At 72.1% G+C, this 26,633-nt stretch carries 27 protein-coding genes; 12 read left to right on the top strand and 15 right to left on the bottom strand.

Annotated elements, in window-relative coordinates:
* The first annotated feature begins 51 nt into the window (after positions 1 to 51).
* Both ACFY5C_RS10650 and ACFY5C_RS10645 read left to right on the top strand, forming a co-directional pair.
* A complete protein-coding gene (locus ACFY5C_RS10650; protein WP_389442934.1) occupies positions 52 to 933 on the top strand; it encodes an SIS domain-containing protein in 882 nt (293 codons plus the stop codon).
* A 79-nt stretch (positions 934 to 1,012) separates the two neighbouring features.
* Complete coding sequence (locus ACFY5C_RS10645) at positions 1,013 to 1,867, top strand: ketose-bisphosphate aldolase (RefSeq protein WP_389442932.1); 855 nt, start codon at positions 1,013 to 1,015, stop codon at positions 1,865 to 1,867.
* Between the two features lie 175 nt (positions 1,868 to 2,042).
* Here ACFY5C_RS10645 and ACFY5C_RS10640 read toward each other — a convergent pair whose 3' ends face one another.
* On the bottom strand, positions 2,043 to 3,176 hold the full coding sequence (locus ACFY5C_RS10640) for a methyltransferase (protein WP_389442930.1): 1,134 nt from the start codon (positions 3,174 to 3,176) through the stop codon (positions 2,043 to 2,045).
* A gap of 90 nt (positions 3,177 to 3,266) precedes the next feature.
* On the opposite strand from ACFY5C_RS10640, the gene ACFY5C_RS10635 reads away from it, so the two are divergent.
* Both ACFY5C_RS10635 and ACFY5C_RS10630 read left to right on the top strand, forming a co-directional pair.
* Positions 3,267 to 3,923 carry an alpha-ketoglutarate-dependent dioxygenase AlkB family protein gene (locus ACFY5C_RS10635; protein WP_389442929.1) on the top strand — a complete coding sequence of 219 codons (657 nt, stop codon included), beginning with the start codon at positions 3,267 to 3,269 and terminating at the stop codon, positions 3,921 to 3,923.
* Between the two features lie 36 nt (positions 3,924 to 3,959).
* Positions 3,960 to 5,198 carry an ROK family protein gene (locus ACFY5C_RS10630; RefSeq protein WP_389442928.1) on the top strand — a complete coding sequence of 413 codons (1,239 nt, stop codon included), beginning with the start codon at positions 3,960 to 3,962 and terminating at the stop codon, positions 5,196 to 5,198.
* 3 nt (positions 5,199 to 5,201) lie between these two features.
* Here the strand turns inward: ACFY5C_RS10630 and ACFY5C_RS10625 are convergent, their stop codons facing one another.
* Positions 5,202 to 5,582 carry a YybH family protein gene (locus ACFY5C_RS10625; protein ID WP_389442927.1) on the bottom strand — a complete coding sequence of 127 codons (381 nt, stop codon included), beginning with the start codon at positions 5,580 to 5,582 and terminating at the stop codon, positions 5,202 to 5,204.
* A 119-nt stretch (positions 5,583 to 5,701) separates the two neighbouring features.
* On the opposite strand from ACFY5C_RS10625, the gene ACFY5C_RS10620 reads away from it, so the two are divergent.
* A complete protein-coding gene (locus ACFY5C_RS10620; RefSeq protein WP_389442925.1) occupies positions 5,702 to 6,151 on the top strand; it encodes an RpiB/LacA/LacB family sugar-phosphate isomerase in 450 nt (149 codons plus the stop codon).
* Here ACFY5C_RS10620 and ACFY5C_RS10615 read toward each other — a convergent pair.
* Genes ACFY5C_RS10615 through ACFY5C_RS10600 form a run of 4 tightly spaced genes read right to left on the bottom strand, consistent with a single transcriptional unit; the run spans position 6,138 to position 7,983 of the window.
* Positions 6,138 to 6,572 carry a tautomerase family protein gene (locus ACFY5C_RS10615; RefSeq protein WP_389442923.1) on the bottom strand — a complete coding sequence of 145 codons (435 nt, stop codon included), beginning with the start codon at positions 6,570 to 6,572 and terminating at the stop codon, positions 6,138 to 6,140. The genes ACFY5C_RS10620 and ACFY5C_RS10615 overlap by 14 nt on opposite strands.
* Positions 6,573 to 6,616: 44 nt before the next feature.
* Positions 6,617 to 6,793 carry a DUF1272 domain-containing protein gene (locus ACFY5C_RS10610; RefSeq protein WP_389442921.1) on the bottom strand — a complete coding sequence of 59 codons (177 nt, stop codon included), beginning with the start codon at positions 6,791 to 6,793 and terminating at the stop codon, positions 6,617 to 6,619.
* Positions 6,794 to 6,810: 17 nt separating this feature from the next.
* Complete coding sequence (locus ACFY5C_RS10605) at positions 6,811 to 7,377, bottom strand: DUF4865 family protein (RefSeq protein WP_389442919.1); 567 nt, start codon at positions 7,375 to 7,377, stop codon at positions 6,811 to 6,813.
* A gap of 33 nt (positions 7,378 to 7,410) precedes the next feature.
* Positions 7,411 to 7,983, bottom strand: a complete 573-nt coding sequence (locus ACFY5C_RS10600; RefSeq protein WP_389442917.1) for a TetR/AcrR family transcriptional regulator — start codon at positions 7,981 to 7,983, stop codon at positions 7,411 to 7,413.
* Between the two features lie 171 nt (positions 7,984 to 8,154).
* Here ACFY5C_RS10600 and ACFY5C_RS10595 point away from each other — a divergent pair, with 171 nt between their 5' ends.
* The 3 genes from ACFY5C_RS10595 to ACFY5C_RS10585 are packed head-to-tail and all read left to right on the top strand — an operon-like array spanning position 8,155 to position 11,749.
* Positions 8,155 to 8,436, top strand: coding sequence for an SHOCT domain-containing protein (locus tag ACFY5C_RS10595; RefSeq protein ID WP_389442915.1), 282 nt, complete (start codon positions 8,155 to 8,157; stop codon positions 8,434 to 8,436).
* Positions 8,433 to 9,191, top strand: coding sequence for an ABC transporter ATP-binding protein (locus tag ACFY5C_RS10590; protein WP_389442913.1), 759 nt, complete (start codon positions 8,433 to 8,435; stop codon positions 9,189 to 9,191). Before ACFY5C_RS10595 ends, ACFY5C_RS10590 begins: the two co-directional genes overlap by 4 nt.
* On the top strand, positions 9,188 to 11,749 hold the full coding sequence (locus tag ACFY5C_RS10585) for an ABC transporter permease (protein WP_389442911.1): 2,562 nt from the start codon (positions 9,188 to 9,190) through the stop codon (positions 11,747 to 11,749). The genes ACFY5C_RS10590 and ACFY5C_RS10585 overlap by 4 nt, the downstream gene beginning before the upstream one ends.
* Before the next feature lie 40 nt (positions 11,750 to 11,789).
* On the opposite strand, the gene ACFY5C_RS10580 is transcribed toward ACFY5C_RS10585, so the two are convergent.
* Both ACFY5C_RS10580 and ACFY5C_RS10575 read right to left on the bottom strand, forming a co-directional pair.
* Positions 11,790 to 12,332 (bottom strand): ATP-binding protein, encoded by a 543-nt coding sequence (locus ACFY5C_RS10580; protein ID WP_389442909.1) that lies wholly within the window; start codon positions 12,330 to 12,332, stop codon positions 11,790 to 11,792.
* 183 nt (positions 12,333 to 12,515) lie between these two features.
* Positions 12,516 to 12,839, bottom strand: coding sequence for a hypothetical protein (locus ACFY5C_RS10575; protein ID WP_328429540.1), 324 nt, complete (start codon positions 12,837 to 12,839; stop codon positions 12,516 to 12,518).
* A gap of 336 nt (positions 12,840 to 13,175) precedes the next feature.
* On the opposite strand from ACFY5C_RS10575, the gene ACFY5C_RS10570 reads away from it, so the two are divergent.
* Positions 13,176 to 14,300: a PLP-dependent cysteine synthase family protein gene (locus tag ACFY5C_RS10570; RefSeq protein WP_389442907.1), complete on the top strand. Its 1,125-nt coding sequence runs from the start codon at positions 13,176 to 13,178 to the stop codon at positions 14,298 to 14,300.
* A 48-nt stretch (positions 14,301 to 14,348) separates the two neighbouring features.
* Here ACFY5C_RS10570 and ACFY5C_RS10565 read toward each other — a convergent pair whose 3' ends face one another.
* Positions 14,349 to 14,819 (bottom strand): SRPBCC family protein, encoded by a 471-nt coding sequence (locus ACFY5C_RS10565; RefSeq protein ID WP_389442905.1) that lies wholly within the window; start codon positions 14,817 to 14,819, stop codon positions 14,349 to 14,351.
* Positions 14,820 to 14,908: 89 nt separating this feature from the next.
* The gene (locus ACFY5C_RS10560; protein ID WP_328883502.1) at positions 14,909 to 15,736 is read right to left on the bottom strand and encodes a DeoR/GlpR family DNA-binding transcription regulator; all 828 of its coding nucleotides are present in this window, start codon (positions 15,734 to 15,736) and stop codon (positions 14,909 to 14,911) included.
* A gap of 369 nt (positions 15,737 to 16,105) precedes the next feature.
* On the opposite strand from ACFY5C_RS10560, the gene ACFY5C_RS10555 reads away from it, so the two are divergent.
* Positions 16,106 to 18,325: a hypothetical protein gene (locus ACFY5C_RS10555; RefSeq protein ID WP_389443377.1), complete on the top strand. Its 2,220-nt coding sequence runs from the start codon at positions 16,106 to 16,108 to the stop codon at positions 18,323 to 18,325.
* A gap of 10 nt (positions 18,326 to 18,335) precedes the next feature.
* Here ACFY5C_RS10555 and ACFY5C_RS10550 read toward each other — a convergent pair whose 3' ends face one another.
* From ACFY5C_RS10550 to ACFY5C_RS10535, 4 genes are all read right to left on the bottom strand, one after another.
* Positions 18,336 to 20,774, bottom strand: coding sequence for a right-handed parallel beta-helix repeat-containing protein (locus tag ACFY5C_RS10550; protein WP_389442904.1), 2,439 nt, complete (start codon positions 20,772 to 20,774; stop codon positions 18,336 to 18,338).
* A 109-nt stretch (positions 20,775 to 20,883) separates the two neighbouring features.
* On the bottom strand, positions 20,884 to 21,489 hold the full coding sequence (locus ACFY5C_RS10545) for a hypothetical protein (protein ID WP_389442902.1): 606 nt from the start codon (positions 21,487 to 21,489) through the stop codon (positions 20,884 to 20,886).
* 179 nt (positions 21,490 to 21,668) lie between these two features.
* The gene (locus ACFY5C_RS10540; protein ID WP_389442900.1) at positions 21,669 to 22,496 is read right to left on the bottom strand and encodes an MOSC domain-containing protein; all 828 of its coding nucleotides are present in this window, start codon (positions 22,494 to 22,496) and stop codon (positions 21,669 to 21,671) included.
* A gap of 45 nt (positions 22,497 to 22,541) precedes the next feature.
* Positions 22,542 to 22,973: a DUF6643 family protein gene (locus ACFY5C_RS10535; RefSeq protein WP_328883507.1), complete on the bottom strand. Its 432-nt coding sequence runs from the start codon at positions 22,971 to 22,973 to the stop codon at positions 22,542 to 22,544.
* 296 nt (positions 22,974 to 23,269) lie between these two features.
* On the opposite strand from ACFY5C_RS10535, the gene ACFY5C_RS10530 reads away from it, so the two are divergent.
* Positions 23,270 to 24,562 (top strand): TerD family protein, encoded by a 1,293-nt coding sequence (locus tag ACFY5C_RS10530; protein WP_389442898.1) that lies wholly within the window; start codon positions 23,270 to 23,272, stop codon positions 24,560 to 24,562.
* Here ACFY5C_RS10530 and ACFY5C_RS10525 read toward each other — a convergent pair whose 3' ends face one another.
* On the bottom strand, positions 24,563 to 25,738 hold the full coding sequence (locus ACFY5C_RS10525; protein WP_389442896.1) for a glycosyltransferase: 1,176 nt from the start codon (positions 25,736 to 25,738) through the stop codon (positions 24,563 to 24,565).
* Between the two features lie 57 nt (positions 25,739 to 25,795).
* On the opposite strand from ACFY5C_RS10525, the gene ACFY5C_RS10520 reads away from it, so the two are divergent.
* Positions 25,796 to 26,581: a glutamate racemase gene (locus ACFY5C_RS10520; RefSeq protein ID WP_389442894.1), complete on the top strand. Its 786-nt coding sequence runs from the start codon at positions 25,796 to 25,798 to the stop codon at positions 26,579 to 26,581.
* Positions 26,582 to 26,633: the final 52 nt, after the last annotated feature.

Genomic DNA, 26,633 nt, shown 5'->3' with positions numbered 1-26,633 from the left:
CAATCAGATGACCTCTCGCAAGGCTCCATCAGACGTTCGGAGGATGGCGGCATGACGCATGTCGAGGACGAGCTCAACAGCCAGCCCGAGTGCTGGACCCGCGCCGCGGCCGAGGCGTCCGGCCTCGGCGGGGTGCTGCCGGCGCCGGGGGAGCGGGTCGCGGTCGTGGGCTGCGGGACGTCGTACTTCATGGCGCAGGCGTTCGCCGCACTGCGCGAGGGGTCGGGCCGTGGCGAGACGGACGCCTTCGCCGCGTCGGAGTTCGCGCACGGGCGCTCCTACGACCGTGTCCTCGCCCTCACCCGCTCCGGCACGACCACCGAAGTGCTCGACCTGCTGGGGCGGTTGAAGGGGCGCACACCGACCGTAGCGATCACCGCCGACCCGGACACGCCCGTCATGGCGGTCGCCGACGAGGTCGTGGTGCTCGGCTACGCGGACGAACGGTCCGTCGTGCAGACCAGGTTCGCGACCACCGCCTTCACCCTGCTGCGCGCCCACCTCGGCCTGCACACCGACGCGGTCGTGGCCGACGCCCGCACGGCGCTCGCCGACGCCTTGCCCGAAGGGCTGGTGGAGTGCGACCAGTTCACCTTCCTCGGTCGTGGCTGGACCGTGGGCCTGGCCAACGAGGCCGGGCTGAAGATGCGCGAGGCGTCACTGTCCTGGACGGAGGCCTACCCGGCCATGGAGTACCGGCACGGCCCGATCAGCGTCACCACCGGCGGCACCGCGACCTGGATGTTCGGTGAGGCGCCCGAGGGGCTGGCCGGACAGGTGCGCTCCATCGGCGGGCTGTGGATCGAGGGCCGCCTGGACCCCCTCGCCGACCTCGTCCGCGCCCAGCGGCTGGCCGTCGCCGTCGCCGCGGCACGCGGCCTCGACCCGGACCAGCCCCGCCACCTCACCCGCTCGGTGATCCTCGCTCCGTGACACGCCCCGGACGCACCCGACGACACCCCCCTGGCGTGCCGCCGTGCGTCCCCCTCCCGCGCCGAGAAAAGGACAGGCCGTGCCCCTCGTGACCACCGGTGAGCTCATCACGCGTGCCGCCGCAGCCCGCTCCGCCGTCGCCGCCTTCAATGTCATCACCCTGGAGCACGTCGAGGCGGTCATCGCCGGTGCCGAGTCGGTGAGTTCACCCGTTGTGCTCCAAGTCAGTGAGAACGCCGTCAAGTTCCGCTACGGACGGCTCCTCCCGCTCGCCCGCGCGGCAGTCGCCACCGCGGAACGCGCCGCCGTCCCGGTCGCGTTGCATCTCGACCACATCCAGAGCGACGACCTGCTGCGTCAGGCGCCGGACGCCGGATTCAGCTCCGTGATGTACGACGCGGCCCGCCTGCCGTACGCCGACAACCTGGCCGCGACGAAGGCCGCCGCCGACTGGGCGCACGCCCAAGGCCTCTGGATCGAGGCCGAGTTGGGGCGGCTGGGCGGCAAGAACGGCGAGCCGCCCCTCGACGCCCACGCCCCCGGCGCCCGCACCGACCCCGCCGAGGCCCACGCCTTCGTCACCGACTCAGGCGTCGACGCCCTCGCGGTCGCCGTCGGCAGCTCCCACGCGATGACGACCCGCACGGCAACCCTCGACCACGACCTCCTCAAACGCCTCGCCGCCACCCTGGACGTCCCCCTCGTCCTGCACGGCTCCTCCGGCGTCCCCGACGACGAACTGACCACGGCTGTCGCGGGCGGCATCGCCAAGGTCAACGTCGGCACGGCACTCAACATCGCCATGACGGCAGCGATCCGCGAATTCCTCGCCGCCCATCCCGAGGCGGTCGACTCACGCAAGTATCTGAGCGTGGGACGGGAGGCGATGGTGCGGACGGTGGCCGAGATCATCGGGGTGCTGAGGGCCCCCTGACCGAGCACTCCCCGGCCGAGCGCTCCGCTCTTCAGCGCCGCCGTCCGCGGCGCCGTCCGCAGCGCCGTCCCGCTCCCCGTACGGCTGCTGCCGCGGGCCGTGACGGTGATCCGGCGCCGCGACATCGAGGCGTACCGCCTGAACCGCTACCGCGTCGGGGACGCCGATCGCACCGTCACTTCTTGACGGCCCGGAGCACCACGAACTTCGCGTCACTGGCGACGAGTCGACTGTTGCCGAACAGCCGCCGCAGCTTCACGTGGTAGCCGAGATGCCGGTTGCCGATGACCCACAGCTCACCGCCCGGCCGCAGCGCGCGCCGTGCCCCCGTGAACATCCGCCAGGCCGTCGAGTCGGTCGTCGCCTGGTGGGAGTGGAACGGCGGATTGTTGAGCACGAGGTCGACGCTCCCGGCCGGCACGCCCGCCAGCCCGTCCCCGACCCGGAACTCGGCGTGCCCCGGCACCGCGTTCGCCTTGTACGTCGCCTCCGCCGAGGCCACCGCCTGGAAGGACTCGTCCACGAACAGCACCTCGGCCTCAGGGTTCGCCAGCGCCATCGCCGTACCGACGACGCCGTTGCCGCACCCGAGGTCGACCACCCGCCGGCCGCCCTCGCTGTCGGGCAGGTGGCCCAGGAAGAAGCGCGTGCCGATGTCGAGCCGGTCGGCACAGAAGACGCCCGCGTGATTGACGACCGTGCGTCCCGACACCGCACCGATGCCGTCGGGGAGCGTGTACGTGTACGGCCACGGGTTGGTGGGCCGCTCCGCCGCAGGCCGAGGCGTGCAGAAGATCAGCCGGGCCTTCTTCTCGGCGAGCGACGTGCGGGTCGGGCCGAGGATCCGCTCGAACAGCTGGAGCGTAGAGGTGTGGATCTCCTTCACCATGCCCGTGCCGACCACCACCGTGCCCTCGTGCACCGCGGGCGCGAGCCGCAGCAGCTGGTCCTCCAGCAGCGCGAGACTCTTGGGCACCCTGACCAGGAGGACGTCCACACGGTCCGGCGGCGGGTCCTGGGTCGTGAGCAGCCGGACGTCACCGGGCTCGGCGCCATGGCGGGCGAGGTTGGCCCGGGTCGCCTCCTGCGCCAGGTAGGAGTCCGTGATCTGCACCGGCCGGTGCGCCGCGAGCGCCGTGACCAGGGCGCCCCAGCGGTCTCCCACGACCACGACCGTGCCGGACAGCGGGATGTCCTGCTCGGCCAGGTGCCTGAGGAGGTACTCGTCGGAGGCGTCCCAGGCGCGCAGCCTGTCACGAGGGTCCTCGGGGAAACGGGACAGCGCGAGCTCGGCCCAGGGCGTCGTCATACGGTCGTTCATCGTGCGTCAAGGCTAAGCGACCGCGGCGGCGCCGCTTGCCGAGCCGCAGCTCACGGCCGGTGGGGGAGGATGGAGGACATGGACGCCGAGCTGTTCCCCCGCGAGCGCACGGAGGTGGCGCCGGGAGCGGTGCACGTGCCCGGCTGGCTGGACGCGCCGGCCCAGCGCGAGCTGCTGGCGGCCTGCCGCGCGTGGGCGCGCCCACCGGCGGGCCTGCGCACGGTCCGCACACCCGGCGGCGGCACGATGACCGCCCGCCAGGTCTGCCTGGGCTGGCACTGGTACCCGTACGCCTACGCCCGCACGGTCGTCGACGGCGACGGAGCCTCGGTCAAGCCGTTCCCCGAGTGGCTGGGCGAGCTGGGCCGCCGTGCGGTGCGGGACACAGTGGGGGAGGACATGTTCGGCGGGCCGGAGACGGCGTACGACATCGCCCTGATCAACTTCTACGAAGCCGACGCCCGCATGGGCATGCACCGCGACAGCGACGAGCAGTCGGACGCCCCGGTGGTGTCGCTGAGCCTCGGCGACACCTGCGTCTTCCGCTTCGGCAACACCGAGACCCGGAGCCGGCCGTACACGGACGTCGAGCTGCGCAGCGGCGACCTGTTCGTGTTCGGCGGCCCCTCCCGGCTCGCCTATCACGGAGTGCCAAAGGTGCAGCCGGGCACCGCGCCGCCGGAGTTGGGGCTGACGGGCCGGCTGAACATCACGCTCAGAGTGAGCGGGCTGTAGGCCCCCGGACCTGCGGATCATGGGAGACTCGCCCTCATGAGCGGCAAGGCGGACCCCCGGACGGCGGGGGAAGGGACCACCTCGAGGACGCGTTTGGACCGGGGGCGCGGCGCGCTCGGACCCGCGTTGGAGCTCGTGCACACCGGACGCGCACCCACGCGCGCGGTCCTGACCGCCGAGCTCGGCGTGACCCGGGCGACGGCGGGCGCGGTCGCCGCCGAGCTGGAGGCGCTCGGGCTGATCCGGGTCGACGCACGGCCCGGCGCGGCGGCGGGCTCGCAGGGGCGGCCCTCCCACCGGCTGGCGGTCGCCGAGGACGGCCCGGTCGTCCTCGCCGCCCAGGTGCACGCCGACGGGTTCCGGGCGGCGCTGGTCGGCCTGGGCGGCCGTATCGTCGCCACCGCGCCCGGCTGCGAGACCGTGGACGCCGACCCGGCGAAGGTGCTCGGGTCGGTCGTCGAGGCGGGCGCCGACCTGCTGCGCACGACCGGACGGCGCTGCGTCGGCGCCGGTCTCGCCGTACCGTCCGCCGTCGCCGAACCCGACGGCCTGGCCCTGAACCCGCTGCACCTGGCGTGGCCCGTGGGAGCCCCTGTCCGCCGCATCTTCACTGAGTGCGTGCGCGCCGCCGGCATCACCGGACCGGCGTTCACCGGCAACGACGTCAACCTCGTCGCGCTCGCCGAGCACCGGCACGGGGCGGGGCGCGGCGCCCGCGACCTGCTGTGCGTGGCCACCGGGCACCGGGGCGTCGGCGGTGCGCTCGTGCTGGACGGCCGTCTGCACACCGGCAGTTCGGGCCTGGCCCTGGAGGTCGGTCACCTCACCGTGAACCCCGAGGGCAGGCCCTGCCACTGCGGCAGCCGCGGTTGCCTCGACGTCGAGGCCGACCCGCTGGCGTTCCTCACGGCCGCCGGACGCGAGCCCGGCCCCGAGGTCTCCCTGCTCCAGCAGGCCAAGGACCTGATCCGCACCCGGTACGACGACCCCGCGATCCGCATCGCCACCGAGGCCCTCATCGACCGCCTCGGCCTGGGACTCGCCGGCCTGGTCAACATCCTCAACCCGGACCGCATCATCCTCGGCGGCCTCCACGCCACCCTCCTCGACGCCGACCCAGGCCGCCTGCGGGCCGTCGTCGCCGACCGCAGCCTCTGGGGGCAGAGCGGCAGCGTCCCGATCCTCGCATGCACCCTCGACCACAACAGCCTGGTCGGCGCCGCCGAGCTGGCGTGGCAGCCGGTGCTGGACGATCCGCTGGGGGCGCTGACCTAGGGCCTAGACGAGTCCGCCAGGCGGCAGCCCGAGCTCGCGGCGTGCCGCCGGTGAGTCCGGGTACACCCGCCACTCGCCGACCAGCTCACCGGTGACGCGGGCGGTCCACAGCGCCGGACCGGCAAGCTCGGGCCGCGAACAGAGGGAGTACCCGGACACCGAGACGACCCCGTCCCCCACGGTCAGGTCGGTGAACACGTTCCGGTAGTCCGCGAACGCCGCGAAGAACCCGCGCCAGGCCTCGACGCACGCCTGCTTTCCGCTGACGGTGGCGCCCTCGGTGTCGACGAACGTGTGGTCGTCGGACATCAGCGAGGCCAGCTCGGTGAGGTCATGGTCGTTGATCGCGGCGTTGAAGCGCTGGACGACATCCACGGCGTCCATCCCGACCTCCCTGCCCCGGGTCTCCTGGCGGTCCTCTCCATGCTCGGCCGCAGCCGGGACGACCGCACCCCCGGCCCGCGGCCGCACACCTGGCCGCGGACCTGGGTACCCTTCGTGACATGCGGATCTCCGTCTCCTCCGACATGGACGAACCCGTGGCCCGCAGTCTCGTTGCCGAGCTGCGCGCGCGTGGCCACGCGGTGGTCACGCACGGCGCCCTGGATCCCGACTCCGACCCCCAGTGGGCCGCGTGCTCGGAAGCGGCCGCCCGCGAGGTCGCCGACGGGACGGCGGACCAGGCGGTCGTCTGCTGCTGGACCGGCACGGGCGCGTCGATCGCCGCGAACAAGGTGCCGGGCGTACGGGCCGCCCTGTGCACGGACGGCTACACGGCGGACGGCGCCCGCCGCTGGAACGACGCCAACGTCCTCGCCCTCAGCCTGCGGCTGACCTCGGAGCCGCTGCTCAAGGAGATCCTCGACGCCTGGTTCGCCGGCGAGGCGAGCGAGGACGCCGAGGACCGCGAGAACGTGGCCCGTATCGGCCGCCTGGACCTCAGGGAGCCGTGAGCCTCATCGAGGTGGGGGAGTCGACGGGGGCGGGGGCATCGGCGTACTGCGCGACTCCCTCGCCGAACGACCAGTTGATGGGATCGTTCTCGATGAGGCTGACGAACACATTGCGAGGCTCGGTCCCCGCGTAGGCGTGGGCGAGTTCGGCGATCCGCCGGTACAGCGCCTGCTTCTGCGCGGGCGTCCGGCCGGAGCGCAGGGTGATGGTCACGTACACGAGGCCGTCGTCCCGGTGGATGCCGAGATAGCCGTCGTCGTAGCGCAGGGTGCTGCGGGTGCCGTCGTGCCCGACGAGCACCTGGAACCGGTCATCGGGCGGAATCCCGATGGCCTCCACCAGGGCGTCGTGCACGGCACGACCGAGCGCGTCGAGCCGCTCAGGGTCGGCTCCCAGGGCGTCGATGCGGACGAGGGGCATGGGTCAGGCTCTCCTTGTCATGAGGGTCGCGAACAGCATGAACGTCACGAACGGCGCGGTCTGGGGACCAGCTCCCCACCGCAGTTGGGACAGATGTCCCGCATGGCCTCGCTGCACGGCACGCAGAAGGTGCACTCGTGCGAGCAGATACGGGCGGGGGCGTCGAGCGGCAGCGTCGCCGTCTCGCAGCGCTCACAGCGATCGCGCATTTCCAGAGTCATGTCTTCGCCTCTCCATGTCAGCCAGTCAGCCGGGCCCGCCCAGGCGCCGACATGTGCAGCACCTCGTACACATCGCCGTCGGCGTTGGCCGGCTCGTTCTCCCAGAGGGAGAACTGGATCAGCTCCCAGCGGCTCGTGTCCACTGCTGCCGCCACGAGCACCGCACCGTCCTCGCCGCCCACCCTCTCGGTCTCCCGCCCGGCGTCCGCCGCCAGGTGCGTCAACTGCACCCCGTCCGGCACCCGTTGACGCCACAGCACCGCCACCCGCACACGCGGACCAGCGGCGCCCTCGTGCGCCAGCACGGTCCACTGCCTCACCGACGGCCGTCCGAAGTCGTCGGCGATGCCCTGGAACGGGCCGCCCCAGAGGAAGGCGTTCATGCCCGCGACGGTGTGCCACAGATAGAACGGCGCGTACTCGTTCACCGCTGATCCACGCACGCCGCGCTCGCGTATCAGGTACGCCTTGCAGCCGAGCCCTTGCCAGTCGTCGAGCAGGTGCCCCTTGCCCGCCACGCGACGCCGGATGATCTCCATGTCGTAGTCGGCGGGCAGGGGGAGCCGGTACTGCATCGCGTGCATCGTGCCGCCTTCCAGGTGCGTCCGGTGCGGTTCCTAGTGCGGTGCGAGAAGGGACAACAGACCCCGGACGCCGACCTCGAAAGCGGCGGGCGAGCCGGACGCGCGGGCGAGGACATAGCCGCCCTGGACGGTCGCGACGATCGTCGCCGCGACCGACTCGCCGTCGAGCCCGGGCGCGAACTGGCCCTGCTCCTTGCCCTCCTCGAGGACCCCGGCGAGCCGCTCGCGCAGCCAGTCGAGGGTCTCGTCGACGGGCGCCCGCAGTTCGTCGCTGGCGACCACGTCCGGGTCCATCGTGAGCCGCCCGATCGGACAGCCGCGCAGCACCTCGCGCTCGCGCCGCAGATACGCCTCGATGCGCTCGTACGGCGTGCCCGGACCGTCGAGTACTCCCGCGGCGGTAGCCCGCATCTCCTCGGCGGTCCGCCGGATCGCGGCCAGCGCGAGATCCGGCTTGCCCTTGAAGTGGTGGTACATGCTGCCCTGTCCGGCCCCCGCACGCTCCAGGATCGCCTTGGGGCTGGTGCCCACATAGCCGCGCTCCCACAGCAGTTCGCGGGTGGACTCGATCAGTCGGTCCGCGGTGCTCATGGCGCTACTGTACATACTAGTAGTTACAGAAGTCGAGCCCTTCCGGAGCAGCGGAACCGGCCCCGCCTACTCCCCGCGAGGTACGCACACTGCCGCTGGCCGTACGACGACCCGGGCCCCCTTGCGGCGCCAGTCTCGAGACATCACCGAAAGACCCGACCGAACCGACCCGGGAGATGACTCGAGATGCAGACCCTGGCACACTTCGCCGACGGCGGTCCCGGCCCGTGGATCCTCCTCTTCCCGCTGATCTGGGCGGCCGTCGTGATCGGTGGCATCACGCTGCTGCGCCGCACGGTGTGGCGCGGACGCCACGGCCCCGGGCGGCCCGCCCCCGACGACAACTCGCCCATCACCGTACTCGGCCACCGCTTCGCATCCGGCGAGATCGACGAGGACGAGTACTGGCGCCGGCTGTCCGTCCTGGACGAGCAGTTCGGCCGCACGGGCAAGGGCGGTGCGGCATGACCGTCACGACCACCACGACAGGCACGCCGACGGCCGCCCGTGTCGTGGACGCCGTGAAGGTGTACGGCACCGGCGACACCAGCGTGAGGGCCCTGGACGGGGTGAGCGTCGACTTCCCGGTCGGCCGCTTCACCGCGATCATGGGGCCCTCGGGCTCCGGCAAGTCCACCCTGATGCACTGCGCGGCCGGCCTCGACACGCTCACCTCGGGCACCGCCCACATCGGCGACACCGAGCTGAGCAGCCTCGACGACCGCCGCCTCACCCTCCTGCGCCGCGAGCGCGTCGGCTTCGTCTTCCAGGCCTACAACCTGGTGCCGACGCTGACCGTGGCGGAGAACATCACGCTGCCGCTGGACCTCGCGGGCGGCAAGGGCGACCCGGAGTGGATCGACGCGCTGATCGACGTCGTCGGCCTGCGCGACCGGCTCCGCCACCGGCCCTCCGAGCTCTCCGGCGGCCAGCAGCAACGCGTCGCGGTGGCCCGGGCGTTCGCCGGGCGCCCCGACGTCGTCTTCGCCGACGAGCCGACCGGCAACCTCGACTCCCGCTCCGGCGAGGAGGTGCTCGGCCTGCTCGGCCGCGCGGTGCGCCAGACGGCCCGCACGGTCGTCATGGTCACCCACGACCCCGTGGCCGCCGCCCACGCCGACGAGGTCGTCTTCCTCGCGGACGGCCGCATGGTCGACCGTATGGAATCCCCGACCGCCGACAAGGTCCTGGACCGCATGAAAGCCTTCGAGGTGCCGTCATGAACGCCTCCGTCCGCCTCAGCGTGTCCTCTCTGCGTGCCCACAAGCGCCGCTTCGCCGGCACGTTCCTCGCGGTGTTCCTCGGGGTCGCGTTCCTCGCCGGAACCCTCGTCATGGGCGACACCCTGCGGGCCGGCTTCGACACGATGTTCGGCAACGCGACCAGCGGCACGGACGCCGTCGTGCGCAGCGCCGACGCCATCACCACGCCCGGCGAGAGCGAAGGCGTACGCGAACCGGTCGACACAGACCTGGTGCGCACGATCGAGCAGGCCCCCGGCGTCGCGGCCGCCGCGCCCAGCATCCAGGGCGCCGGCCAGCTCATCGGCAGGAACGGCGACCCCATCGGCGGCCAGGGCCCGCCCACCCTCGCCGGCAACTGGATCGACGACCCCGAGCTCAACCCGTACCGCCTGGCCGAAGGCCGCGCTCCGCAGAAGTCCGGCGAGGTCGTCGTCAACCGGGGCACCGCCGACCGCGGCGACCTGAGGATCGGCGACACCACGACCCTGCGCACGCCCGATCCGGTCGCGGTGACCATCGTCGGTCTCGCGACCTTCGGCGGCGAGGACGGCATGGCCCAGGTGACCTTCACCGGCATGACCCAGGCCGACGCCGAGAAGTACCTCACCGCCCGCCCCGGCGAGGCGTCGGCCATCCAGGTGCGGGCCGGACCGGACGTCAGCCAGCAGCAGCTGGTCGACGAACTGACGTCCGTACTGCCCAGCGGCGTCGAGGCCATCACCGGCCAGGAGTCGGCCGAGGAGAACACGGAGATGATCTCCAGCCAGTTCCTGACCATCTTCACCACCTTCCTGCTGGTCTTCTCCGGCGTGGCCCTTCTCGTCGCGACCTTCTCCATCCACAACACCTTCGCGATCGTCGTCGCCCAACGCACCCGCGAGAACGCCCTGTTGCGCGCCCTCGGCGCCTCGCGCCGCCAGGTCACCGCGTCGACCCTCGTCGAGGCGACCGCCGTGGCCGTCGCCGCGTCGGTGGCCGGCCTCGCGGGCGGCATCGGCGTCGCGGCAGGCCTCCAGGCGCTCTTCCCGGCGATCGGATTCCCCTTCCCCGAGGGCGACTTGGTGATCAGCGCGATCTCCATGGCGCTGCCCCTCGCGGTCGGCATCGTGGTCTGCCTCGGCTCCGCGCTGCTGCCCGCCGCACGAGCAGGCCGCACCGCACCGCTGGCCGCCCTGCGCGAGACGGCCGTCGACACCTCCGGCGCCTCCCGCGCCCGCGCCGTCACCGGCCTCGGCCTCACCGCCCTCGCGCTCGGCGTGACGCTCACCGGCGTCCTGGTGTCCCCGTCCATATGGCTGGCCGCAGCCGGCGCCGTCCTCGCCCTGGCCGCCTTCGTGATCCTCGGCCCGGTCGCCTCCTCGACGGCCGTACGCATCCTCGGCGGCCCCCTCGACCGACTGCGCGGGGTCACCGGTGGGCTCGCCCGGCGCAACGCCCTGCGCAGCCCGAAGCGTACGGCCGCCACCGCGAGCGCCCTGATGATCGGCGTGGCCGTCGTATCGCTGTTCACCGTCTTCGGCGCCTCGCTGAAGGCGACCATGGACCAGACCGTGTCCCGGTCCTTCGCGGGCGACGTGGCCGTCAGCACCCCGTCGTTCGGCGCGGGCGGCAGCGGCCTGAGCCCCCGCCTCGCCGACACGGTCCAGCGGCTGCCCGAGGTGGACACGGCCGTCGGACTCGGACAGGGTGTCGCCGAAGTCGACGGCAAGGGAAGGGCGTTGACGGTCACCGACCCGGTCGCCCTGGAGCGCACCTTCGACCTCGGCACCGTCAACGGCTCACTGCGCGACCTCGGCACCGACGGCATCGCCATCACCGAGAAGGAGGCCGACAAGCAGAACCTGACGACCGGCGACAGGACCCGCCTCACCTTCACCGACGGCCGTCAGGAGACCTTCACGGTCCGAGCGGTCTACGGCCAGTCCGAACTCGCCGGCGACTATGTCGTCACCCGCGACGCCTGGGCCCCGCACCGCACCCAGGACGCCGACACCCTGCTCGCCGTCTCCTTCAAGGACGGGGTGAGCACGGACGAGGGCAAGGCGGCGGTGGAGAGGGTCGCAGACCAGTACGGCAACCCCGACGTGCAGACCCGCGACGAGTACGCGCAGTCCTCGGCCGGTGGGATCGACATGATGCTGACCCTGGTCTACGCCCTGCTCGCCCTCGCCGTGCTCATCGCGCTCCTCGGCATCGCCAACACCCTCACCCTGGCGATCCATGAGCGCACCCGCGAACTGGGCCTGCTGCGGGCCGTGGGCCAGACCCGCTCCCAACTGCGCGCCATGGTCCGCTGGGAGTCGGTCCTGGTGGCCGCCTTCGGCACGGCCGGCGGCCTCGCCCTCGGCGCCTTCCTCGGCTGGGTCCTGGTCAAGGCCTCCGACGGGGCGAGCGACAGCGCCTTCGCCTTCGCGATGCCGCCCCTCCAACTCGCCCTGGTGGCCCTGGTCGGCATCACGGCCGGAGCCCTGGCAGGCCTGCGCCCGGCACGACGGGCGGCCCGCCTGGACGTCCTAAGGGCGATCGCCACCGAATGACAACGGCGACGACGCCTTCGAAGGTCCCCTCACCGCCCGGTCAGCCGGCAACGGCCGACCGGGCGGGAGCATGCTCGGGCCGACGCAGGTCGACCGGCGCCCCGACCTCCGCGAACTGGCGCACGGGCTTGTCCGCCGTCCTGCGCTGCGGCGGTCGCGCGGCCGTGGCCCGCGGCGCCGCGGACGTCGGGAGCGTGAACCACACGACCTTCCCGGCCTCGCCGTCCGGCCGCACACCCCAGCTCTCGCTGACGGCGGCCACCATCGCGAGCCCACGACCGCAGGTGGCGAGCGTGTCGGCGGCCCTGACGTCCGCCACGACCGGCAACCGCGGGTCGTGGTCGCGCACCGAGACCATGAGCCGGTCGAGCAGCACCTCGATCTCCACGGTGCACATCTTGTCCGGCCGTGCGTGCTGGTGGACGTTGGTCAGCAGCTCGGTCACACCGAGCGCGGCGCGGTCTATCAACGCGTCCAGATGCCAGTAGCGCAACTGCGCCGATACGATTCTGCGGACCTGACCGATCCGCGACGGCAGGGCTTGGAGCTCCACCGTGCAGTGCCTGCTTGGGTAACTGATCACGGCTGCGACTCCCCGACTGAAGAGGTCCGGAAGAACACGGAGTTCGGATCCAGCAGGGGACTTGAGGAAACGGCCGCCTGCTGTCGTGGCCGGCGGGCTGGTTCGCAGCGTTATCGCCGGTAAACCCAGAGTGACGTGAGACCAGCGTGACGCAGGGGATGCGGTACCGCAACTCGCAGTGACTCAGCCCTTACGTCCAGCAGCCTTCCGCACGGCCTCTATGAACCGGCGCGCCGCAGGCGGACCCGCCTCCCCGGGGGCTGGGTCGTGATCACCAAGGGTCAGCGAGTAGCGCTTGCCGTTGATGTCGGCCAGCGCCTTGTCGTCCGGCGAGAACCAGGGCTTGGAGGCCCGTACGGCCTGCACCGGCGCGCTGTCGATCTCGCTGCCGTAGCTGGTGAGCAGCTGCACCCTGCCGTCGCTGATCCGCACCTGCCCGGCCCGGGTCAGCGAGCGCAGCCGCTTCCCGATCCGCACGCCCGTGGCCCTGAACTCAGGCTCCGCCATACCCCGCCCCCTTGTGCGCGTCGGTGTGCCGGCTGGTCCTGCGCGGGTGCCGGCCCTGGTCTTGATCCAGTGTGCACCCCGTTCGGGATCGTCGTCCCGTCCGGAGCAGTGTGCCCGCGTCCCGCGCCGAGCACCAGTACGCATGTCATCCCTGTTCGCAGCGCTCGGAGCACTCGCGCGAATGCGCCCCCGGGGCCTTGGTGACGACACGGGCCAGGGGTGCCTTTGAGACTCTCAAAGGCGTGTTTATGCAGGTGAGAAGCGTGCGGAAGGTGTCTATGCTCGAAGTGACGGCCGCGCGAGTCGCCGTTGTGGCCGAGCATGAGGAGTACCGCCGTGAGCACCGTTCAGCAGACCCCGTCCGGCGTGACCCTCGACGTCGACCAGAGCGACGCCGCCTACCGGGCCTGGCTGAAAGAAGCCGTGCGAAAGGTCCAGGCCGACGCCAACCGTTCGGCCGACACCCACTTGCTGCGCTTCCCGCTGCCGGAGCACTGGGGTATCGACCTGTACCTCAAGGACGAGTCGACCCACCCGACCGGAAGCCTCAAGCACCGGCTCGCCCGCTCGCTGTTCCTGTACGGCCTGTGCAATGGCTGGATCCGGCCGGGCCGCCCGGTGATCGAGGCGTCCAGCGGCTCGACCGCCGTCTCCGAGGCGTACTTCGCGAAGCTGATCGGGGTGCCCTTCATCGCGGTCATGCCGCGCACGACGAGCGCCGAGAAGTGCCGTCTGATCGAGTTCCACGGCGGGCAGTGCCACTTCGTGGACGACTCGCGGAAGATGTACGAGGAATCCGCCCGTCTCGCGGTGGACACCGGCGGCCACTACATGGACCAGTTCACATACGCCGAACGGGCCACGGACTGGCGTGGCAACAACAACATCGCCGAATCCATCTTCCGCCAGCTGGAGTTGGAGCGGTTCCCCGAGCCCGCCTGGATCGTCGCCACGGCCGGCACCGGCGGCACGTCGGCGACCATCGCCCGGTACGTCCACTACATGCAGCACGACACCCGCATCTGTGTGGCCGACCCGGAGAACTCGTGTTTCTTCGAGGGCTGGACCACCGGCGATCCGGACGTCACGTGCGACTGCGGCTCCCGCATCGAGGGCATCGGCCGACCGCGCATGGAGCCGAGCTTCGTGCCCGGCGCGATCGACCGGATGATGAAGGTGCCGGACGCGGCGAGCGTCGCCGCCGTACGCGCCCTGGAGCAGGGCATCGGCCGCAAGGCGGGCGGCTCCACCGGCACCGGGCTGTGGAGCGCGCTGAAGATCGTCGCCGAGATGGTGGCCGAGGGCCGGCAGGGGAGCGTGGTGACACTGCTGTGCGACCCGGGGGACCGGTACCTCGACAAGTACTACTCCGACGCCTGGCTCGCCGAGCAGGGCCTGGACATCGCGCCGTACTCCGCGGCCATCGGGCAACTGCTGGAGACGGGCGTCTGGCCGGAGTGACGGGCGAGGCCCGCGGCGCTGCACGATCCCCGGGCCGCGGAGAACTGCCTACGACGCCAGCCGTCGGTCCAGGGCGGTCACCGCGTCCCGGAACGCCCGGCCGACGCCGGGCCGCGCGAGGCCGAAGGTGAAGCGGAACGGCGCCGTGCCGTCCACCGCGAACGTCCACTGCACGCGCGTGCCCGTCCCCGCCGGGGCGAGCCGCCACTCCTCGACCATGGCCCGGGCGCCCGGCACGTTGGTGACGTCGATGCGGTAGGCGTACAGCTCGGGGCTCTTCGCCGCGAGGATCGTCTCCTCGAAACGCGTACCGCCCTTGAGCCGAATCTCGCGCCGGGCGCCATCATCGAGCGGGCGGGCCAGCGTCACGGCGGAGAACCATTCCGTCCAGCCGGCGACATCCTCGGCCAGCGCGCGGTAGACCGTCTCCGGGGGAGCGGCGATATCCCGGGTGAAGACGTGCCGGACGGGCGCGGTCCCGACGAAGTCGAGACCCACCTCACGCAGCAGATGAGCCATGGACGAAACCCCCTGTGCCGACGCTGGACCGGGCACGCCACCCTAGCTGGCGCTCCGTCAGCTGTCTGCACCGTGAGACGTCGCCGGTCTCAGAGGTCCGCATCCTCGTCGGGCTCGCCCGCCACCACCAGCCGCAGATGCTCCGCGATCTCCGAGCGCGCCTCGCTCTCGAGACCGGAGTCCGTCACCAGCGTGTCGATCTGCTCCAGCGCGGCGAACGAACTCAGGCCCACCACACCCCACTTGGTGTGGTCGGCGACCACGACGACCCGGCGCGCCGACTGCACCAGACGCCGGTTGGTCTCGGCCTCCGCGAGATTCGGCGTGGACAGGCCGGCCTCAACCGATATGCCGTGCACTCCGAGGAACAGCATGTCGAAGTGGAGCGCCGCGATCGCCTGGTCGGCCACCGGGCCCACCAGCGAATCGGAGGGGGTGCGAACCCCGCCGGTCAGCACCACCGTGGCCGCTCCCTGCCGGGGGCCCGACGTGCGCTGCGCGGCGTGGAAGACGTCGGCCACCCGCACCGAGTTCGTGACCACCGTCAGGTCGGGCACGTCCACCAGCTGGTGGGCCAGCGCGTAGGTCGTCGTACCGCCCGACAGCGCGATCGCGGTGCCCGGCGCGACCAGCTCGGCCGCCGACCGCGCGATGTCCTCCTTGGCCGTCAGCTCGAGACCCGACTTGGCCTCGAAGCCCGGTTCATGAGTGCTGGCCTCGACCACCGGGACCGCGCCGCCGTGCACCTTCTCCAGTACGCCCTGCCGGGCGAGCGCGTCGAGGTCGCGGCGCACCGTCATGTCCGACACGCCGAGCTTGCGGGTCAGCTCGTTGACGCGCACCCCGCCTCGGCGCCGTACCTCGTCCAGGATCAGGGCGCGCCGCTGCTCCGCGAGGAGGTTCTGATTCTCACTCACGTACGCTCCGGTCCTTTCGCCTCAAGCCGTCCGACACGCCCTGCGCACCTGCTCTGATAAGGACATTCTCGCCCCTCCCGGTGCGCGGGACGTCCCATCCTCGCACGGGACGGTACGGGTCGCGCCACTGACCGTACCGACGCGCGCATGTCACTTCCGCATCTGCCGTTCCCCTGTTCTTCACACGGATCGGGGAGATTCCGTGACGAGGGGTGTAGGGGACCTTCCACGGGGAGATCCTTGTGCCCGCACGGACAGAAGCCGAAGGCTCGTCACGGGGGAAGTGCGAAAAGTGTGAAACGTGCGCAGGACCGCGCCGCAGCCCTGGAGCTCCTGGTCCACGGCGTCGGCGGCACCACACCGCAGGAGATGCTCGACGATCCGCGCACCGTGCGGATCACCGGCGACGACACGGCCGCCGTGTTCCGCCGCGCCGACGACGTCGACGCCGAGGACCGGCCGGACGACCACCGGGACAGCCCGGTGCCCGAGGCCTACGTCTGGTGCAACCTCACCTCGGGCAACAGCGCACGCGCCCTGTGGCTGCTGTTACTGCCGTTCATGGTGGTCAACCTCGCCCACTGGATGCGCCCCACCACACAGGACCGCACGCGGACGGTGCGGCTGTACGGCCTGCTCGTACGGCTCGCGGGGCTGACGCTCACGGTGCTGCTCGTCGCGGCCGCGTGTGAGGTCGCCCTGGACCTCACGGCCTGGCAGTGCGCGGGCACACGCGCGTGCGCCGACCGGCACAGCTGGCTGGGCTTTCTGTCACCGCTCGCCTCGGACGGCGGCTGGTGGAGCCGGCCAGGCCGCAGGGTCGCCCTCGCGGCCCTGGTACCCGCCGCGCTGACCGGCCTGCTCTGGTACCTCTCGCGCCGCACCTGGAGCGCGTACGAATCCCAGCAGCCGATGTCCCGCGAGCCCGAGCCGGACGAGGAGTCCGGCGGCACCTCCCTGGGCCGCCCCGGCTTCTGGTACGGCCGTCGCCTGGTGGCACGGCTGCGCGCCGCGCACACCGCCGCCGGCCTGCTGACCGTCGCCGCGGCGGTCGCCGCGGCAGCTGCCCGCTTCGACCGCAGAGCCGGTGGGTCCGCGCTCCTGAACACCGTGGGATGGCTTCTGGAAGCGGCGATCCTCGCGGGCGCGGCCGTCGTGGTGTGGGTGGTCTGCCGCCGGGGCCGCAGCGAGAACCGTCTCGACCAGGAACTCGACGAGCATCTCGTACGGCGCCTGCCGCTCGCCGCCCTCGCCCTGCTGGCGCTCGCCCTGGTGTACGCCGGGTGGGAACGGCCGGGCTGGCAGTCGGCGGGCCGCCTCCCGGGCGACGCCACCTTCGGCGCCATCGCATTCCTCCAGGGCCTGATCGTGATCGTGCTCGCCGTCGTCGCCCACGTCCTGCACCGCACCCAGCCCGACCCGCGCCCCGCGATGCGCGGTCTGGGCGGGCCGGCCGTGGTCATGCTGGCCTGCGCCCTCGGCGGGGTGATGTCGGGCGGCGTCGCCCAGCGGGTCGCCGACTGGCTGGACGGCACGCGCGCGTCCCTCGCAGGCCCGCCGGTCCTGCTGACCTGGCAGGCGTCCGTGATCCCGCCGCTGCTGGTCCTCCTGCTGCTGCTCTGCGGCGCTCTGGCATGGCGGGCCTGGCTGCTGCGCCGTACCGAGCTGGGCGCGGTGGAGCTGGACTACGCCGGCGAACCCCGGGACGCCGCACGCACCCGCCGTATCGCGAGCACGCGCGCGATGGCCACGCTCACCGACCGCGCCCCTCTCGTCGTCGCCGTCGCCGCCACCGCGACCCTGCTCCTGGGCGCCGGGGCCCTGGTCGGCGCGATGACGACCGACGAGACACCCAGCGAGGCCGCCGACGGGACGTACGCCTTCGTGCACGGCGCTGCCGAGACCGCGCAGGCGCTCGGTTCGTGGCTGATCGGCCTCGGCTTCATACTCTTCGTCACCTGGGGCCGCCGCGCCTACAAGGACGCCTCCGCACGGCGCACCATCGGCATCCTGTGGGACGTCGGCACCTTCTGGCCCCGCGCCGCGCACCCCTTCGCTCCGCCCTGCTACGCCGAGCGCGCGGTGCCCGACCTGACCTGGCGGATGGCGACCTGGACCCGCGCAGAGGACGGCCGCCGCCTCGTCATCTCCGGGCACTCCCAGGGCAGTGTGCTCGCGGCTGCGGCGGTCTGGCAGCTGACGCCGGCCGACCGCAGGCGGGTCGCGCTGCTCACCTACGGCTCCCCGCTGGAACGCCTCTACGGCCGCTGGTTCCCTGCCCACTTCGGCCCGGCCGCCCTCGCCTCGCTGCACGCCGAGCTGGACTGCTGGCGCAATCTGTACCGCGTCACCGACCCCATCGGCGGCCCGGTCCGCCTGCCCGGCAGCTGCACCCCCGAAGTCGACCGCGCGGCTCTCAAGGACCCCTTGGCGTACGGCCGTACGCCCGAACATCCGCTGCCCGCCCCCATCCTCGGCCACGGCGACTACCAGGCGGACCCGGCGTTCGCCGAGGAGCGGGAGCGGCTGCTGGCGCGCCTGAAGCCGCAGTTGCCCGCCCAACGGCCGGAAGTCGGTGCCGAGGGTTGATCCGACCTGGTCAGCCCAGCTCGGGCAGGTCCTCGTCGTACAGCAGCGTGAGGTCGTCCGTGCTCGGCTCGTCGAGCTGGGCGACACGGCTCGCGTGCCGCTCCACCATCGCCTCGAAGGTCTGGCGTGCCGTACGCCCGTTGCCGAACGCAGGGCCCTTGGGGATCGCCGTGAAGTACTTCAGCAGGGCCTCGGCCAGGCCGGGGCCGAGCCGGTACTCGTGCTCCTCGGCCTGCTGCTCCACGATCCGCAGCAGTTCCTCGGGGCCGTAGTCGCTGAAGGTGATGGTCCGTGAGAAGCGGGACGCCACACCGGGGTTGACCGACAGGAAGCGCTCCATCTCGGCCGTGTAGCCCGCCACGATGACCACGACCGCGTCCCGGTGGTCCTCCATCAGCTTCACCAGCGTGTCGATGGCCTCCTTGCCGAAGTCCCGGCCCGAGTCCTCCGGCGACAGCGCGTACGCCTCGTCGATGAACAGCACACCGCCGCGCGCCTTGTCGAAGGCCTCCTGCGTGCGGATCGCGGTGGAGCCGATGTGCTCGCCGACCAGGTCGACGCGGGACACCTCGACCAGATGCCCCTTCTCCAGGACCCCGAGGGAGGCGAGGATCTCGCCGTAGAGGCGGGCGACCGTCGTCTTGCCGGTGCCCGGGGAGCCGGTGAAAACCAGGTGGCGCTTCACGGACGCCGCTTTGAGGCCTGCCTCCAGGCGGCGCCGGCCCACCTCGATCATGTCGGTGAGGGCGCGCACCTCGCGCTTGACGCTCTCCAGGCCCACCAGCGCGTCCAGTTCACCGAGGACGGCCTTGGACGTCCGAGACGGCTTCTCGGGCTCCGCGGCGGCGATGAGCGGCTCCTGCTCGGTACTGCGCTGACCGGGGATCGCGCCGAGCAGCCCGGGGGACTGGCGCGCCGTCTGTACGGCGGGTTCCGGCGCCGAGGGCGGCTGCCTGAGGCCCGCGCTCTCGTCGCTGGTGCAGTCCTCCACATCGGGGCCTGCCCCGGCCGCGTCCGGACCGCCCTCGGCGAACTCGTACCCGCCCCGCGCGCACCGCTCCGTACGGCACTTCCGCAGCGTCGTACGACAGCCGTCGATCACATGGAAGCCATAGCCGGCGCTGCCCCTCACCCGGCAGTTGAGGAATGTGCCCCGGCCGCCCGCCGACACGTAGAACCCGGCCTCCGCCGGGGACTCGACCGTGCAGCGCTCGATGGTGGGATCGGCGCCCTTGGTGACGATCACGCCCGTCTGGGTGCCGTCCAGGGTGCAGTTGTTGAGGGTGCCGCCGCTGCCGTGGTCCCGGAACCAGGCGCCCGTCGCCGCGTCCCGGATCCGGCAGTCGTCGAGCTGCGCGGTGGCGCCGTCGCTGACCGACACAGCCGTGTTGCGCACCTGCGACAGGTCGCTGTCCACGACGTCCGCGCGCGAGCCGCGGTCGAGGACGAACAGCGCGTCCGGCACGTCGTGCACCCGGCAGGAGTCCAGCACGGCGGTCGCGCCGTCGCTGACCCACACCGCCGGGTAGTCGCCGGTGCTGTCGAAGATCTCGCACTGGTTGGCGTCCACGCGCGTGCCCGGGTCCCACACCGACAGGCCGTTGCGACCGAACTGACGCACCGTCGTGCGGGTCAGGGTCAGCACGGAGCGGGAGCGCAGATCGACCGCGTTCTCCGGGATGTCGTGGATACGGCAGTCGGCCAGGGTCAGCACGGCGTCCGTGTCCAGCGTGACGCCGTCGGCGGTGGTGCGGTGCACATCGCAGTCGGTGAGGTGGGCGGTGGCCCGTCCGGTGATCTGGACGCCGGAGCCCCGGACCTCGTAGATCTCGCAACCCACCGCTTCCAGAGCGGAGTTCTCACCGGTCGCCGTCAGCCCGGAGCCCGCGGCGTGGTGAACCCGGCAGCGGTCCAGGCGGGGGTGCGCGCCACCGCGCACGGCGATGCCGGCCTGACCCGCCGCGACGACCTCGCACTCCTCGAACACGCCGCCCCCGCCGTCGAGTACGGCGATGCCGATGCCCGCGGGGTTGTCGACGGTGCAGCGGCGTACGGTCGGCCGCGCGCCACCCCGCACCTCGATCCCGGCCGCGGACCGTGTGACGATACGGACGTCCGACAGCTCCGGGGTGCCCTCCTCGACGAGCAGCGCGGGCGCTGCCGCGTCCTGGCCCTCGACATGCAGGTCCTGCACCACTGCCGAGGCGCGCACGGTCAACGGCACACCGTCCAGTGGCGCGATGCGCACCGAGCCCGGGGAGCCCTCGGGACCGCGCAGGGTCACCGCCCGCTGGACGACGAGGTTCTCCCGGTAGGTGCCCGGCGCGACGGTGAGGACGTCACCGTCGGTCGCGGCCTCCAGGGCTGCGGCGAGCGATGCGTACTCACCCGTGCGGCGCCGCCACCGCGATGTGCCGGTGTGCGTCACCTGGACCGTGCCCTGTGCCATGGCGTTGATGTGCCCCCACCTCGTAGTACGCGGGTTCTGCTCCCGAAGAGTTCGGCCGGTCCACCGTAGCGTGCGCGCGGGCGGTGGGTTGACCAGAGCGATAAGGCCGTCAGCTGCCGGTCCCGGTCCGGCCCCAGTCCGGACCGGCCTTGTCCCAGGCCTGGTCCCAACGCGCGTACCGGCGACGGACCATGCGCCAGACGGCCAGCCGTCTGCCGCCCTCGACAAGGCCGATGGCCAGCAGGGCCGCACCGACCCCCGCGAGTACGGCGTGCGTCGACGCGGTCGCGGAGTCCAGGGGGCGGGCCACCGTGCGGCCCTGTCGGTCCGTCCATATCTTGAACTGGTCGCCGGGCTGGGGGGTGTCGAGGCTCGCCATGACCTGCCCCTGGTGCACGCTGCCGTCCGGCGCGGTCCAGTCGGCCACGACGCGGGTGCGGCGGTCCCGTCCGGTGGTGGCCTCGGGGTCGGCGTCCAGCGCGGAACCATCCAGCTTGCGGACCACGGTCGCCGTCACCAGGTGCCGGGACGCGCGCTGGGCGCGCACGGACTCCTGCAGGGTGTCCTGGGCGAGGCCGCCGACCAGGGAGCCGACCACGGGGGTGACGACCAGGATCAGCAGCAGGGCCGCAAGGGCGACCCAGGCCTCGGCCAGATCGGTCGCACGGCACAGCGGATTGCGCCGCCAGCGCCAGAGTCCACTGATCGCCCGCATGTCCTGCCACCCCCTTCCCGCTCCGTGATAGCCCCTCCCGGAGCCGCTCACCCGCGAGCCCGGCGAAGAGAGAGCGAAATCACCTGCCGCCAGGGCTTCTCATGAACTTCTCACGAAATGCCCAACGCGCGGGCCCCCGCCCGCGGTTCCCGCACGTCGCCGCTCGCGCGAGATCTTCCTCAGTCGAGGACCGTGACGGGATCGCCGGCCCGGATCGTGCCTCGGGAGAGGGGCACCAGGTTCTGGCCGAACACCAGCTTGCCGCCCAGTCGGCGATGCCTGCCCAGGGTGTGCAGGGGCTCTCTGCCGCGCTCGGCGGTGGCCTGGTCGGTCGTGGTGACCACGCAGCGCCCGCACTTCTTGGCGACACGGAAGGTGACCTCGCCGATGGCGATGCGCGACCAGTCGTCCTCGGCCCAGGCGGCGGTGCCCGACACGACGACGTTCGGCCGGAAGCGGTTCATGGGCAGTGGGCCCTCGGCCGGGTGATCACCTCGGGCCAGGAGGGAGTTGAGGGCGTCGAGGGAGGCGGTCGTGGTGACCAGCAGCGGGTAGCCGTCGGCGAAGCTGACCGTCTCGCCCGGCAGGGCGTACTCCGGGTCGACGGGCCGGCACGTGCCGGGATCGGGCATGTGCACGAGGCGCGTCTCGATGCCGAGATACGTGCTGCACCAGGCGTGTGCGGTTTCGTCCTCGGCGGGGGCCGCTTCGACCTTGTCGCGGAAGATCTCCATCGGCACCGTGCCGGACGCGTGCGGTACGGGCACGGTCAGCGGGTCCATGCCGGGCGCGGACATGCGGACACCGCCGCCGGGCAACAGCTCGGCGGCGGCCAGCGCGAGGCGCGGTTGCTGGCGCTGCGTCACGACCTTTCCCCCGGCGTCGATCAGCGCCCAGCGTCGATCTCCGGCCAGCCCCCAGGGCTCCACGACGGCCGTCCGGGGCGCGGTGCCCCGGAACGCCTTGACCGGATGAACGTGGATCGATTGCAGCTGCGCTTGCCCCATGGGGCCATCGTGCCAGGTGGCGACGACAACCCGGTGGGGAAGGGGTCAGTAGCCGCGGTACTGCTGGTTGTTGTACGGGTCCTGGTAAGGAGCCGCGGCGGGCCGGGGAGCCGCGGGGCGCATTGCCTCGTAGCCCATGCCGCCGGGGGCCACCGGGCGAGGCTGCTGCGCCTGCGGACCCGGGTAGCCGCGCGGTGCGGCCTGCTGCGGGATGTAGGCGGCAGGCGCTTGCTGCAGCGGGGCGGGCTGCTGCGCATGCGGATAGCCGTAGGAGGGCTGGGACGGGGCCGCCGGGAGGGCGGGCAGTGCCGACGGGAGCGCGGGCAGGTGGCTACCCGGGGCGTCGTACGCGGCGGGCACCCGGATCGGGGCGATCTGCGGGGTGCCCCGCTCGGCCACGAGGGAGTCGTAGATCGGGGTGTCCGGGAAGGAGGCGGAGTAGTAGCCGCCGCCATAGGTGGAGCGGGGGGAGGTCATGGCACATAAGGTAAGCCCACGATGTGCTGGTTGGGGAGACCGATAAGAGGGTTGTTTTATGTGTCCGCAGTGACGCTGGATCCCCAATGCGAGCGAACTTGGCAAAAAGGGACGCCAATCCGCGTCCGGATCGTGTAAATGCCGAGTTCCGGGCGGGTTACCGGCGGTTGACCGGCGGTGTTCGTCTGCCACTCATGGGAGTTCGATGTCGCGGGGAATAGGTTGACCCTGTAAGAAGCCGATGAGCTGCCAGGACGTGCCTGGCACGGTGACCCGTGATGGGGGCGGACATGTCAATGCCGAAAGGATCGAATGTTCCGGTGCCGACGACGGCACTGCGGGTCGAATTGGGCTGGCGCTCCGGCCCGGGCGTGCCTGACGCGGACGCCTCGGCGCTGTTGCTGGTCGGCGGAAAGGTCCGCTCCGACGGGGACTTCGTCTTCTACAACCAGCCCGAGCACTCCTCCGGCGCCGTCCGGCACGAGGGCAAGCGGGACGCCGGCGGCCGGGTGACCGACAGCGTGCTCGTCGACCTCGCGCGCGTGGAGCCCGCGATCGAGACCGTCATCCTCGCCGCCTCCGCGGACGGCGGATCGTTCGGCCAGATCCCGGACCTCTACATCGAGGTCAAGGAGGCCGCCCAGGGCACCGCCGTCGCCCGCTTCGACAGCGCGGGCGCCACCGTCGAAACCGCTTTCGTCCTCGGTGAGTTCTACCGCCGTCAGGGTGCCTGGAAGTTCCGCGCCGTCGGCCAGGGCTACAGCAGCGGGCTGGAGGGACTGGCCACCGACTACGGCATCGCGGTCGACGAACCCCAGAGCGCGGCACCCGCTTCCGCGCCCGGAGCCCCTCCGGCCGCACCCCCGGCGACCACGCCCGCACCCCCGCCACCGGCGATGCAGCCGCCGGCCATGCCGCCGGTCCCCCCGCCCGCAGCCCAGACACCGCCGGTCAGCCTGAGCAAGGTGACGCTGACGAAGGCGGCCCCCTCGGTGTCGCTGACCAAGCAGGGCGGGACCTCGGGCCACATGAGCGTCAACCTCAACTGGGAGGTGCGCAAGCAGTTCTCGGGCTGGGCGAGCAAACTGGGCCGCCCGGTCGCCATGCACAACGACCTCGACCTCGACCTGTGCGCCCTGTACGAGCTGACCGACGGCAGCAAGGGGGTCATCCAGTCCCTCGGCAACGCCTACGGCGCCCTGCACCAGCCGCCGTACATCCACCTCGACGGCGACGACCGCACCGGCGCCGTGGCCAGCGGCGAGAACCTCACCGTCAACCTCGACCACCAGAAGGTCTTCCGGCGCATCCTGATCTTCGTGACCATCTACCAAGGCGCGCGTTCCTTCGCCGACCTGCACGCCACGGTCACCCTCACCCCGCAGCACGGCGCCCCGATCGACTTCTCGCTCGACGAGTGCACGGTCCCCTCGACGGTGTGCGCGCTCGCGCTGATCACCAACACCGGCAGCGACCTGGTCGTGCAGCGCGAGGCCCGCTACCTGGTGCCCGAACGCGGGGTGAGCCCGCAGCGCACGGTCGACCACGCGTACGCGTGGGGCATGAACTGGACACCCGGCCGCAAGTAGTCAGCCCTCGTCGGGCACCGCGCCCGGACGTGCGTAGGTGCGGCCCTTCCAGGCCGCGCCGCGCCCCCGGTAGTGCTGCACCGCGGAATCGACCGTCATCAGGAGATAGAGGAACGCGGTGAACGGCAGCAGGAAGGCGAGCCAGGGCGGCTGGCGGTAGTAGCGGAGCATCGGCGCATACGTCCCTGTCATCACCAGCCCCGCGAGACCGCCGACGGCCGCCGTCACCGTGTCCCCGCCGGCCAGTCCCCAGACCAAGGCCACGGGGGGCACCAGATAGACCAGCGCCAGCCCGGCGACCGTCCCGGCCAGCAGCAGCGGATTGTGCCGCAACTGCGCGTACGCGCTGCGCGAGACCATGCGCCACAGATCGCGCAGCCGGGGATAAGGGCGCACGCTGTCCACCCGCTCGGCCAGCCCCAGCCAGATGTGGCCGCCGCCGCCCTTGACGGCCCGTGCGAGCGCCACGTCGTCGATGACGGCGTGCCGGATGGCGTCCGGAATCCGCGCCCGCTCGGCCGTCTCGGCACGCAGCAGGACGCAGCCGCCCGCAGCAGCAGCCGTTCGTGTCCCCTTCTTACCGATCCGGCGGAACGGATACAGCTGTGCGAAGAAGTAGACGAAGGCCGGCACGACCAGCCGTTCCCACAGACTCTCCACCCGTAGCCGGGCCATCTGCGACACGGCGTCGAAGCCCCCGGTGCGCGCCGCCGCGACCAGCTCCCGCAGGCTGTCGGACGCATGCGCGATGTCGGCGTCCGTCAGCAGCAGGTACTCGGGGTCACGCGCGCGTGCCAGGCGGATGCCGTGGCGCACCGCCCAGAGCTTGCCGGTCCAGCCGGCCGGCGGTTCGCCGGGGGAGTCCACGGTCAGCGGCAGTCCGCCGTTCCGCCGCGCGAGCTCACGCGCCAGCTCCCCGGTGCCGTCCGAACTGCCGTCGTCGATCAGGAAGATCTCCGCGCGCCCCGGATAATCCTGAGCGAGCAGCGACGGCAGGGCGTCCGGAAGGACCCCGGCCTCGTCGCGCGCGGGGACGACGACGCAGACCGACGGCCACCGGTCCGGTTCCTTCCGATGCGGAAGCCTGACATCCGTACGCCAGAAGAAGCCCTGGCACAGCAGCAGCCACAGCCAAGCGGCGAGTGATCCGACGGCGGTCCACGCGATGGCGCTCACGCGCGAAGTCTGCCCCACCCCGGGGGCCCGCAAGGGCCCATCGACTATCGTGGCCGGGTGAAGATCGCGCTGATGGACTCCGGAATCGGCTTGCTCGCGGCCACCGCCGCGGTACGGCGTCTGCGACCCGACGCAGATCTCGTGCTCTCACTCGACCCGGACGGCATGCCCTGGGGTCCCCGGACCCCCGAGGATCTCACCCTGCGTGCCGTGGCCGTCGCCGACGCCGCTGCCGCGCACCGGCCCGACGTGCTGATCGTCGGCTGCAACACCGCGTCCGTGCATGCGCTCACCACCCTGCGCGCCCGCCTCGAACCAGCCATTCCGGTCATCGGCACGGTCCCGGCGATCAAGCCGGCCGCGGCCGGCGGCGGTCCCGTCGCGATCTGGGCCACGCCCGCCACCACCGGCAGCCCCTACCAGCGCGGGCTCATCAAGGACTTCGCCGACGGCGTCACCGTCACCGAGGTGCCGTGCTTCGGCCTCGCCGAGGCGGTCGAGCACGCGGACCAGACGGCGATCGATGCCGCTGTCGCCGCGGCCGCCGCGCTGACCCCGGAGGACGTGACGACCGTCGTCCTGGGCTGCACGCACTATGAGCTCGTCTCCGACCGCATCCGCGCCGCCGTCCAGCGCCCCGGCTTTCCACCGCTCGTCCTGCACGGCTCCGCCGGAGCGGTCGCCGCGCAGGCGCTGCGCCGACTGGGTGAACAGCCCGCCCCCACGGCTGAAGCGAACGGCACCCTGACGGTGCTGCTGAGCGGCCGCCAGGGAATGCTCCCCGAGCCCGCTCTCGCCTACGACGAAGGCCGTCTCCTGCAGGCGATCAGCCCCGCCAGGTAACGGGCGGTCCGAAAGCGGACGCGCGCGCTCCGTCGTGGCCCGGTCGGCGCAT

Source organism: Streptomyces sp. NPDC012935 (assembly GCF_042900345.1).
GTDB lineage: Bacteria > Actinomycetota > Actinomycetes > Streptomycetales > Streptomycetaceae > Streptomyces.
The sequence above is the reverse complement of the archived record's forward strand: the minus strand, read 5'-3'. Positions and strand labels throughout refer to the sequence as shown.